11 protein-coding genes are annotated in these 11716 nt (G+C 38.3%); 8 read left to right on the forward strand and 3 right to left on the reverse strand.

Features of this window, described 5'->3' with window-relative positions; all coding sequences use genetic code 11:
• Positions 1-10: 10 nt before the first annotated feature.
• Both ABE65_RS04650 and ABE65_RS04655 read right to left on the reverse strand, forming a co-directional pair.
• A complete protein-coding gene (locus ABE65_RS04650) occupies positions 11-559 on the reverse strand; it encodes a GNAT family N-acetyltransferase (RefSeq protein WP_066391864.1) in 549 nt (182 codons plus the stop codon).
• A gap of 23 nt (positions 560-582) precedes the next feature.
• Positions 583-1488 (reverse strand): hypothetical protein, encoded by a 906-nt coding sequence (locus tag ABE65_RS04655; RefSeq protein ID WP_066391866.1) that lies wholly within the window; start codon positions 1486-1488, stop codon positions 583-585.
• A 120-nt stretch (positions 1489-1608) separates the two neighbouring features.
• On the opposite strand from ABE65_RS04655, the gene ABE65_RS04660 reads away from it, so the two are divergent.
• The 6 genes from ABE65_RS04660 to ABE65_RS04685 all read left to right on the forward strand — a co-directional run bounded on the left by ABE65_RS04660 (position 1609) and on the right by ABE65_RS04685 (position 7308).
• The gene (locus ABE65_RS04660) at positions 1609-2451 is read left to right on the forward strand and encodes a DUF4037 domain-containing protein (RefSeq protein WP_066391868.1); all 843 of its coding nucleotides are present in this window, start codon (positions 1609-1611) and stop codon (positions 2449-2451) included.
• Between the two features lie 245 nt (positions 2452-2696).
• The gene (locus ABE65_RS04665; RefSeq protein WP_066391871.1) at positions 2697-3473 is read left to right on the forward strand and encodes an NUDIX hydrolase; all 777 of its coding nucleotides are present in this window, start codon (positions 2697-2699) and stop codon (positions 3471-3473) included.
• A 70-nt stretch (positions 3474-3543) separates the two neighbouring features.
• Positions 3544-4092, forward strand: a complete 549-nt coding sequence (locus ABE65_RS04670; protein ID WP_066391873.1) for a cysteine hydrolase family protein — start codon at positions 3544-3546, stop codon at positions 4090-4092.
• A 25-nt stretch (positions 4093-4117) separates the two neighbouring features.
• Positions 4118-5605: a nicotinate phosphoribosyltransferase gene (locus tag ABE65_RS04675; protein ID WP_066391875.1), complete on the forward strand. Its 1488-nt coding sequence runs from the start codon at positions 4118-4120 to the stop codon at positions 5603-5605.
• Complete coding sequence (nadD, locus tag ABE65_RS04680) at positions 5598-6215, forward strand: nicotinate (nicotinamide) nucleotide adenylyltransferase (protein ID WP_066391877.1); 618 nt, start codon at positions 5598-5600, stop codon at positions 6213-6215. Before ABE65_RS04675 ends, nadD begins: the two co-directional genes overlap by 8 nt.
• A gap of 226 nt (positions 6216-6441) precedes the next feature.
• Positions 6442-7308, forward strand: a complete 867-nt coding sequence (locus ABE65_RS04685) for a dimethylarginine dimethylaminohydrolase family protein (RefSeq protein ID WP_066391879.1) — start codon at positions 6442-6444, stop codon at positions 7306-7308.
• Between the two features lie 499 nt (positions 7309-7807).
• On the opposite strand, the gene ABE65_RS04690 is transcribed toward ABE65_RS04685, so the two are convergent.
• A complete protein-coding gene (locus tag ABE65_RS04690; protein WP_231887851.1) occupies positions 7808-8959 on the reverse strand; it encodes a histidine kinase N-terminal domain-containing protein in 1152 nt (383 codons plus the stop codon).
• A 397-nt stretch (positions 8960-9356) separates the two neighbouring features.
• On the opposite strand from ABE65_RS04690, the gene ABE65_RS04695 reads away from it, so the two are divergent.
• On the forward strand, positions 9357-10106 hold the full coding sequence (locus ABE65_RS04695; protein WP_066391880.1) for an IclR family transcriptional regulator: 750 nt from the start codon (positions 9357-9359) through the stop codon (positions 10104-10106).
• Between the two features lie 115 nt (positions 10107-10221).
• A complete protein-coding gene (locus ABE65_RS04700) occupies positions 10222-11709 on the forward strand; it encodes a 4-hydroxyphenylacetate 3-hydroxylase family protein (RefSeq protein ID WP_066391883.1) in 1488 nt (495 codons plus the stop codon).
• Positions 11710-11716 lie beyond the last annotated feature (7 nt).

Consider the following 11716-nt stretch of genomic DNA (forward strand, 5'->3'; position numbering starts at 1 on the left):
AAAAGGACTCTTAATTGAGTCCTTTTTTGTTTGTCCATTCGTGCTCTAGCATACTAAATAACATAGAGTCACGCCATCTGTCTTTAAGCAGAATGGTTTCACGCATTACGCCTTCTAACGTCATGTCTAGTTTTATTAAAACCTTTTCTGAAGCTTTATTTCTAGGGTCACAAGTTGCAAAAAGGCGATGCAGCTGCAGATCTTCAAAACCAAATTTCAGCAAAAGTTGCCCGGCTTCTGTCGCAATTCCTTTTCCCCAATAATTCGGATGAAGCACATAACCGATCTCACCAATACGATTTGCAAATGAGGTGATCTGTAATTCTCCAGCTCCGATTAACAGGTTTGATTGCTTTTCAACAATCGCAAAAGCATACCGTTCACGGGGATTTCTGTTTGCATCATCAATCACTTCTTTCACGTACGTTATAGTATCAGCTTCATGATTCGGTCCCCAAGGCTGGTATTGAGAAACAATCTCTTGTGAGGCATATCGGTGAATCGCTTTCCAATCTTCAGAAACCATCTCTCGAAAAACAATTCTTTGAGTATTTAACATCTGATTGATCCCACCGTTCTCTGTTAAAGTTTTCTATAAATTTTACATGTAAAGTCAGCCCACGCTTTTTTGAGTTCGTTAATTTGAATAACTTGCCACGGGTTAAACATTGTTTGGCCATGTTTGTTAAAGGCATGTTCTTCACTTAAAAGATAAGCAGCATGTACAACTTGATCTTGCTCATTAAACCATATCCATACATCTTTGGCATGAACAGAAGAAGTCTCTATGTGATGGTAGTGGTTTTCTTCTAACAATTGGAGAAAGTGTTCAACTTGCATCCAGCGCTTGATATCATCGGTAGAAGAACGAATTGCTGAAGCGACAGCCGCAAGACAGTTAGGACCGTTCTCTTCTGGAAAAGTGTCCATGTACGGGTATAATTCTGGGTATCGAGTTTGATAGTTTTCACGTATTTCTGGTTCTAAAGCATATTCCTCAATCCACCCATCTGCGTAGTTCATCAAGATAGTATGTTGAACGTTCTTTGATACTCGATCCCAGTTACACTTTTGAACAATTACAATGTCTTGAAAAGAAGCACCACGTTTTAATATTTCCAGTTGGTTATCAACTTCTAGTGAGTTTACATTCTTCATCAGACCTTTTAATTCATCCTCTGTAAAAACAAGTCCTCTGTTAAGTGCTTTTTGTTCTGCGATTATCGTATCTTTTTCTATCGTGGATAGAGCCTGAAATTCTTTATTGGACATCACGCAAATAAATTCAGCTTTTTTGTTAATAGACCATGTAAGAAAAGAAGTTCGAACGTCGAGTGTAAACGCAGTTTGGTCCATTTTCGTTATTTTATGAGAAGGAAAATGGTCTGGTTTAATCCTAAAATAGAAAAAATCTCGATCGGGCACAAAAATTCTGCTCCACTTTTCCAATGTGTCTTGAGAGATTGTATATGTCTTAATAGTTTTCATAGCTACTCCTAATAAACGATAAATATTTAGAATATGATAATCTAATACTATCAGTTATTTACATATGTTAGTAGACTCCATGAAAACAAGTTCAGTTAGATGAAAGCGGGAGAATTAATAGTGAAATTAAAAGATATGGCTAGGAAAATGGCAGCTATTTATAAAGAGAATAAAAAAGTGCAGGCTGTATTACTGGCAGGGTCTGTGTCAAGAGGCTGGGAAGACAAATACTCAGATATTGAACTGAATATTTTCTGGTCGGAACCTCCAACTGATGAAGATCGAATGTTGCCGATTAGCGCGATAAATGGATCGATTATAGAATTTCATCCGTTTGAAGAGGAAGAATGGGCAGAGAGCTATTTAACGTCTCAAAATGTAAAGCTTGAGATCAGCAGTTTCTTAACATCTACAGCACATAAGTGGATAAAAGAAGTAGTGAAAGAGTATGAAGTGGATTACGGCAAACAGTGCATGGCTTCATCCGTGTTTTATGGAGTGAGTTTATACGGAGATCGTGTGATTAGTGTACTGAAAAAAGAAGTTGAGGTGTATCCAGATCAATTAGCCCGAAACATGATTGAAGAAAATCTAGCTTTATGGAGTAGGTGGAACAACCGTTATGCTTTATTAGATAGAAACGAGTGGATCATGTTGTATGATCTGATGGTGGGTGTACAGAAGAAACTTCTCGGAACACTATTCGGTTTAAATAAACTGTATATTCATCATCCGTCCTTTAAGTGGATGCACAAATACAGCGAGATATTCACAATAAAGCCAGATCATTTTGATAAACGGCTATCACGTATTCTCATTGGAGATGTTCATGAGAGTATAAAAGAGTTAGAACTGTTGATTCAAGAAGTTTTTAACCTTGTGGAGAAACATTACCCCGACCTTCCATTTTTAACAGCTTACAAAGAGAAGATGAGCTTTGTTCGGCCGGAAAATAAAGGCTGATTCCAAGTATAAAAAATTCATTATGCATACACAATAGAAATAGCCATCCGGGTGGATTCGTCTTCTCGGGTGGTTTTTTATTTTTTTTGCATACTCACCGCATGTCCTGTGAAAAGGAAGCGATGAGGACGAAAATCAATACAACGAATAATAAAAAAATTAAGTTTAACCGTTGACAAAATGAGGTAAATAGAATATAAATAAATTAACAATAAACAGTTTGTTAATTAAAAGGAGGGGCACCATTGTCTAATAAGCAAGCATTAAAACAATACGACATCAAAAAATATCGAACACCTGATGGTTACACTTCCGATATTTGCGTCTTTACAATAATTTCAGAAAAAAATGAGGCATATAAACCTCCTACGATGGATCTTAAGATCATGTTGATCAAAAGAGCGGCACTTGATTCAGAAGGAAATATGAACATTGAAGCAAACAAGTGGGCAATTCCAGGAGGTTTTGTGCAAGATGATGAAACGGGCTTTCAAGCAGCTAAACGAGAGTTAGAAGAAGAGACGAATATCTCTGGAATCCATATTAAACAATTTGGTGTTTACGACAAACCTGGCCGAGATCCTAGAGGTTGGATCATCTCGAACGCTCATTATGCAATTGTTCCTGATACGTATCTATCGCTAAGAAAAGCACAAGATGATGCAGCTGACATTGAGTTGTTCTCTATAAAAGATGTAATGGATCTGGAGCTAGCGTTCGATCATAAACAAATCATTGCAGATGCGATTCAAGTGATCACAAACGATCTGCTCCAAACAACTGTAGCTAAGAATTTCTTACCTGAAAACTTTACGTATTCTGAACTTCAGGCTGTATTAAGAACTGTAACGAATGATCCTGCGATATTAAGTGATTCATCATTTTCCAGAAAGATAAAATCTCTTCCTTTTATTCAAGAAGTACAAGGAAAAACAACAACAAGAACATCAAAGAGAGCAACAAAACTTTATACATTTATTGAGATGGATGTAATAAAGCCAATCTATACAGCGCGTTATTAATTGAATTTTTTTACCGACTATAATTAACAGATTGTTAATAGTTAACTAAACACAAATAGGAGGAAATATTATGAAAAAAGCGTTAATCAATATTGACTACACATTTGACTTTGTGGCAGATGAAGGTGCACTAACTTGTGGAAAACCAGGTCAAGATGTTGAAAATGAGATTACTTCTATTACGGAACAATTTATTAATAACGGTGATTTTGTTGTTTTTGCTATAGATCAGCATCATACCGATGATAAGTTTCATCCAGAAAATGAGCTTTTCCCTCCACATAACATTGAAGGTACGCCTGGGCGTGAGCTTTATGGAAACCTTCAAAAAGTCTATGAAACACACAAAACGAAATCCAATGTTTATTGGATGGATAAGACCCGATATAGTGCCTTCGCGGGTACAGATCTATTAATGAAGCTTCGTGAACGTGGTATTACGGAGGTTCACATCGTAGGAGTGTGCACAGACATCTGCTGTCTTCATACAGCTGTTGATGCTTACAATGCGGGACTTAAGATCGTTGTTCATGAAAAAGCAGTAGCGAGTTTCAACCAACCAGGACATGAGTGGGCATTAGGTCATTTTAAGAGCTGTTTGAACGCAAAAGTTATTTAAATTTATCTCTTGGGGGTAGTGAAAATTGAACAAAAAATATGCTGATGATAGTTTAACGCTGCACACAGATCTTTACCAGATCAATATGGCGGAAACGTATTGGGAGGACAATATCCATAACAAGAGAGCGGTTTTTGAAGTGTTCTTTCGCAAACTTCCTTTCGGGAACGGATATGCTGTATTTGCTGGATTAGAAAGAATCATAGATTATCTGAAGAACTTTACGTTTACAACAACTGATATCGATTACCTTCGAGATGAATTAGGGTATAAAGAAGATTATTTAGAATATCTAGAACAAGTGAAATTTACGGGTAACGTTCGATCTATGGTGGAGGGAGAACTGGTCTTTGCAAACGAACCAATCATACGAATAGAAGCACCGTTAGCAGAAGCTCAGCTTATTGAAACTGCCATTTTAAATATCGTAAACTATCAGACACTTATCGCTACAAAAGCATCCCGCATTAAACAAGTGGTTGGAGAAGAACGAGTGATGGAATTTGGAACACGCAGAGCTCAAGAGATGGATGCAGCGATCTGGGGAACGAGAGCCGCGTTTATCGGTGGTTTTGAAGCGACGTCTAATGTTCGAGCAGGGAAACGGTTCGGCATACCAGTCGCAGGTACACATGCTCATGCACTCGTCCAAACGTATCGAGATGAGTATACAGCATTTCATAAATATGCTCAGCGACACAAAGACTGTGTGTTCTTAGTCGATACGTATGATACTTTGCGCTCTGGAGTGCCTACAGCGATTAAGGTCGCTAAAGAATTAGGAAACAAGATCAACTTTCAAGGAATTCGTTTAGATAGTGGAGACCTCGCTTACCTTTCAAAAGAAGCGAGAAAGATGCTTGACGAGGCAGGATTCACAGATACAAAGATTATCGCTTCAAATGATTTGGATGAGAATACGATCATCAATCTAAAAGCACAAGGTGCAAAGATCGATTCATGGGGAATCGGTACAAAACTGATCACAGCTTATGATCAGCCAGCCCTAGGAGCAGTCTACAAACTTGTCTCTATTGAAGACGAACAAGGAAAGATGGTAGACACGATTAAAATCAGCGGAAATCCAGAAAAAGTAACGACTCCTGGTTTGAAAAAAGTGTATCGAATCATCAATACACATAATAATAAATCCGAAGGCGACTACATTGCGCTGGAGAATGAAATGCCTCAAGAAGAGTCTAGACTTAAAATGTTCCATCCCGTTCATACGTTTATCAGTAAATTTGTGACAAACTTTAAAGCGAAAGAGCTTCATCAAGATATTTTTATAGAAGGTAACGTTGTCTATGAAACTCCTACTCTTAAAGAAATACAGCTCTTTGCCAAGGAGAATCTAGAAGTATTATGGGACGAATACAAACGTACGATGCATCCGGAAGAATATCCGGTTGATCTTAGTCAAGCGTGCTGGGACAACAAGATGAAAAATATTCAGGACGTGCAAGCAAAAGTATTGTCATTAATCGGAGAAGGAGAACCTCACAATGGGTAAGATTGGAATCTACGGCTCGTCTTTTGACCCTATAACGAATGTACATCTATGGACAGCAAGTACCGTGGCACATCGCTGTAAACTAGACAAAGTGATCTTCCTGCCATGCTCAAGTAAACGAAAAGATAAAACGATGAAGACGTCAGATGCCCATCGTTGGGAGATGCTTCAGCTTGCGATCTCAAATAATCATACATTTCTAGCCGATGATCATGAGATACTGCAAGAAGCTTGGGAAGTATACACGTATTACACGATGGAACATTTTAAACAAAAATATCCTAATGATGAAGTGTACTTTATTATGGGAGCGGATCTGTTGGTTGATATTGCAGAGGGTAAGTGGAAGTATGATGATGAGTTAATCTCGAATAATAAATTTATTGTGATGGCAAGAGACGAGATCAATATGGTCAAAACGATATCTCGTTCACCCATCCTAAGAAATCATGATGATGGCACAAAATTTCATCTGATCGATAAAGGGCTGTCTATGGAGATCAGCAGCACCTATATACGTGATGAATTTTCTAAGGGTGGCGAACCAAGGTATCTGTTGCCTAATGCTTGTTATGAATATATAAAAAAACATGAACTGTACTCTTCATGACGAGTGGAACAATCATAACAACAGCTGACTTAAGAAGGTATTCTGAGAATTACCTTAGAGTCAGCTGTTTTTTTGTATTTTGTTAAATATTTTTAAAAGAAGTTAACTTTCAGCTATTTTTGGAAAAAATATAAATAAACTAGTGAAAGATGCAAAAAACGTTTACGGGACTATTGATTTAGGGAAGAGCCTTATAAATACCTTATGAGCGTATGGAGGATTATAGATGGCTACCGTAATAAAAGGAGAATACAAACACGTGAACTGTGATAGTGAATATGGCACATTAAAGAAAGTGATTGTGTGTGAACCAAGATATATGAAGATCGATGAAATAATCAATGAAACACAGCGTCATTTCGCAAAAGACAACATCAACATGAAAAGAGCGATGAAACAGCATCAGCATTTCGTGGATACGATGAGAGCAAACGGTGTAGACGTTTATAAACTTCCTGCGATGGAGAAGTTCCCTGAACAAGTTTTTACGCGCGATATTGGGTTTACAATCGGTGAAACAGTATTCGTATCACGCATGGGAAGCAATATTCGCGACGGAGAAGAGAAAGTATTACGAAACTGGTTATTAGAACATCAGATTAATCTTTCTTTGATCGAGGGGGACCGTATTGAAGGCGGAGATGTTATCGTGCATGGCGATACCGTTTATATCGGGGTGAGTGGCAGAACGTCTGAGGAAACCATTCAAGAACTTCAATCACAGCTGCCTCATATGAATGTTGTCGCTGTACCATTCGATCCTATTTACCTACATCTCGATTGTGTTTTTAACATTTTATCTGAAGAAGATGCGTTGATCTATAAACATGCTTTTGAGGAAAAAGACTACCAAATGCTTGCCTCAAAGTTTAATGTAATTGAAGTAGAGAAAGAAGAGCAATTCACGATGGGTACGAACGTCTTATCCATTGGAAATAAAAAAGTTTTGAGCCTTCCTGTAAATAAAAATGTTAATGCTGCACTTCGTGAAAGAGGATACGAAGTTTTAGAAGTCGATATCTCTGAAATCATAAAATCAGGTGGTTCGTTCCGCTGCTGTTCGATGCCGTTATATCGAGAAGAGATGCATTAAATTGTTCAAAATTAGTCTTTGCCGCAGGGCAAAGGCTTTTTTTGTGTTTTTTAACGCTCGATGAATTTTCCTAATAATAATTTGGCAAGCAGGCACAAATTTGTGAGGTTTTTACCACATTTGTTCCTTTATCTGTTGATGTGATTGAACGATAAGACTAAATTTATCAATTTGAGTCATGAAGAAGAATACTCAGTGGCTTATCGGTGAAAATTACGTTTTATCAGGTGAAATGCGCATGAACACAGGTGAAAAATCAGACATCTCAGGTGGTCAAAGCTTATTTACCGGTGAACGTGTAATAAATATAAAAACACGTACCGTAAAACATAATAACTGCTTAATACACTTATTTTGATTGATGATTGGAGTGCAAGCTACGTGCCTGCCACTTGGGAATCATCTTTCACAATATAGCAACAATCTTCTATACAAAGAGCTTTCTAAAGGATTATTGCTCTACAATTTAAATAAGGAACTTGGATGTCCAAGTTCCTTGCTATATTTCTATTTGTGAGCTTTCTTCCTCAGTCGTGAAAGAAGTACTCTGAAGGGGAAGTACGATGGTGAAGGTCGTAATGCTATCATCTGATGAACAGCTGATTGACCCGTTATGTTTTTCAATAATTTTTTTGCACACGAAAAGGCCAATACCCGTGCCTAATTCTTTTGTTGTAAAGAACGGCTCGAAGATCGTACTGATTGTTTCGGGTGGAATAGCTGGGCCGTTATTAGAAATAGTAATATGTACGTTATCAGTATCTTCAATCTTGCTAAAAATCATGATTCGGCGATTCTGTCTCATTTGGCGCAGTGCATCGATGGAGTTCATGATAAGATTGAGCAGTACTTGTTTCAACTCGTCCTTGTGTGCCCGCAAAGTAATCGTAGGATCGATACGCGGAATGACTGTAACGTCTGCATCCACTAAACTTGGATACATGAAATCTAGAATATCTGTGAATAAATCTTCTAAAGCAAAATCTTCCGCTTCCCGTTCTTGAACCCCTTTTCTTGAGGCATGAAGAAACTGAGAGATACGAAAGTTCAATTGGGTTAATTCATGACTGATGATATCGATGTATTTCATGTTAGGGTTCTCTTGCTGCATAAGTTTTACGAAACCCATTACTGCTGTCAAAGGATTTCTGAACTCATGTACAAAACTAGATGACATCTGTCCTAAAATGGTTAACCGTTCTTTGTGACTTTGGTCGATAAATACTGTTTTTTCCTCAATCTCAATATCCTTCAGCTCCGTATACTTCTTAACGGCATGATATAAAAATTCATCAAAAAGAGAATTGATCGTTTCAATCACAGGCTGCAACTGTTCAATGGATATACCAGAGCCCGTCACGAAACGAACGATCTCACTTCGCCCTAGGTTCACATTGTATACAAATTCCCCTATATTGATCTTAGCTTCTAACCGCTGAACAGCGACTTGATGTGCGAGGCGCATAATTTCTTCGGGAGATAGTTTAGTTCGTAAGGATTGTTTAACTAGCTCAACCATATGCAAGGCATTCTCTGTAACTTTTTCTTTATGTACATCATGGTTTGAAATCACGATTCTCTGGTGCCAATCATGTAAGTAAGTAGGCAAGTTATCATCCATATATGTGATTAGACTTTCTGTTATGTCCACCGCTCGCACCTCTTTCAACATTAAAATCATGGAAAGAATAAAATATGAATCAGCTAACGTTTGTTATATAAAAGTATTTATACTACATATAGTAATGGAAATATAGACGAAATGCCATATGCTGTTTACAAATTTTTCATTAAATTATGAAAATAGGTAGGTAAATCGACACGAGACCACGAAAACTATCATTAACCTCCAGTCTTTACTTCTTCTTTATGAATGAATACTATCCCTTTTAATTTTCTAACTATTCAAAATATATTTTGAATAATTTCACATTATGAAATTTCGACATTGTATAAGTCTGCCTTTTTCAATACGATGAACGCATATTGAAAGGGGTGGTAGTTAAGCTGAATTCAACTAAATCGTATCCGTTTGAGGGGGAGAATTGGTGATTTCATCTGTCCAAAAAATTTCAAGGATATTAAATTGTTTCAACAAAGATGAACCAGCACTTGGAAACTTGCAGATTGCTGAAAAACTTAATATGAATGCGAGCACCGTCCATCACTTGGTTCGCACACTTTGCTCAGAAGGTATACTGATTCAAGACAGTCAGAAAAAATATAGACTAGGTTGGAAATTGCTAGAATGGAGCAACCATGTCATGTATCAGCAAGACATTAACACAGAAGCGCTTCCATTGTGTGAAGGTCTAGTCAGAAGGTTTAACACAACTGTACATATCGGAATGCTAGATCGTGGTGAAGTGCGCTTCGTTTTAAGAGTAGCTTCATCAAATTCAGTAGCTGTCCCCACTTTTATCGGCGATACTAAACCTGCGTATTGCACAAGCACAGGAAAAGTATTGCTAGCTTTTAACCCCTCCATGATTAAGCCGACCATATCAAGGGGATTGCTTCGCCGCGCTCCTAATACCATTACATGTGTTGAAAAATTAAAGAATGAGCTTGATGTAATAAGAACAAATGGTTATGCCATCAGCAACAACGAAAACGAGATGGGGTTGTATGGAATTGCTGCCCCAATTAAGTCTTATACAGGACAAATTATTGCTGCACTTAATATGGTAGGACCCGTATCTTATATGTTGAGCCAAGATACCCCAACAATGATTCATCATGTCGTAAAAACTGCAGAGTCGATCTCAAAAGAACTCGGTTTTATTAGCATTTTATGATAGCGCTTACATAATAAAAAGGGAGTTGGTAGGGTTGAAAAGGTTAAGAATTGTAAGCGCTTTCTTATATATTTGAAACAAATTAATACTTCTATTCATAGAGGAGGCATATGGAATGGGAATTAGAACTGGTGCTCAATATATTCAAGCATTACAATCTCGTTCACCAGAAATTTGGTTAGAGGGCAGGAGAATAACTAATGTAGTGAGTGAACCTGTTTTTAAGCAGCCAATTCAAGAGATCGCGAAATTGTACGATATGCAGCACGATCCGCAATATCAAGATTCCATTACACATATTTGCAAAGAGACGGGTGAGCGAGTCAACAACGCGTTTTTACACCCGACAACCTATGAAGAATTGATGGCAAGAAGCGAGTTGTTTGAAATCTACGCAAAATCTACTTTTGGGCTAATGGGCCGAACTCCCGACTTCCTGAACGTCGTTGTAACAGGTATGGCACACAATGGCTGGTTCCTCGATCAATACAATCCGGAATGGTCTGTAAATATAAAAAACTACTTTAACTACATACGAGACAATGATTTGTTTTTAACACATGCAATCATTAACCCGCAAAACGACCGAAGTAAAAACTCACATGGACAAAAGGATATGTTCACTCATCTAGGTGCTGTTGAAGAAACGCCTGATGGTTTGATCGTTAGGGGAGCAAAAATGCTGGCAACTCTAGCACCGATTACAGATGAAGTCATCATCTACTCGTTCCCAGGCTTCGCACCTGGAGACGAGCGATATGCCCTTGCTTTTGCAGTGCCTGTGGATACGCCAGGGCTTAAACTTATTTGCCGTGAACCGATGCAGGACGGTAAGCGATCACAGTTTGATCATCCCCTTGCTTCGAGATTTGAAGAGATGGATGCTTTGCTCGTCTTTAATGACGTACTTGTCCCTTGGGATCGCGTGTTTCTTTATAACAACGTGGAAGCAGCTAACCTTTTGTATCCGAAGACAGGCATTGCCCAGCAGCCTGCTCATCAGTCAGGTGTAAGAGGATATGTGAAACTAGCATTTGCAACAGAAGTCGCTTGTAAGCTAGCAGACTCAATTGGTGTAGATGGATACTTGAATGTACAAAACGACTTAGGTGAACTTGTACAGAACGTGGAGGTTATTCGATCTTTATTACGAGTAGCTGAATATGAATTTGAAACAACTGCGTCTGGTGAAGTAATGCCGAATGCAGCGGCGCTTGAGACGATCAGAGGCATGCTTCCTAAAATGTATCCAAGAGCGATCGAGGTCATTCAGATCATTGGTGCTGGTGGGTTGCTTATGTCACCGACTGGGAATGACTTTAACGCTCCAGAAATCCGAAGTGAGATAGATAAGTACTATTTAGGGCGTGATGGTGTGGATTCTCTTGAACGCGTTAAGCTGTTCAAGCTTGCATGGGATCTGTGCGGAGAAGCTTTTGGGCAGCGACTTGTACAATATGAGCGCTATTATACGGGAGATCCAATCCGTAAGAGAGCCATTTTCTACAACGGTTATAAAAGAAAAGCGAAGTTCTCTATGGTTGATGAAGCACTTTCCGTAACAAATGAATTCGTGAAGGACCAGCCTAAGCTGGCTAAATAAAGGGAGG

The organism is Fictibacillus phosphorivorans (assembly GCF_001629705.1).
Lineage (GTDB): Bacteria > Bacillota > Bacilli > Bacillales > Fictibacillaceae > Fictibacillus > Fictibacillus phosphorivorans_A.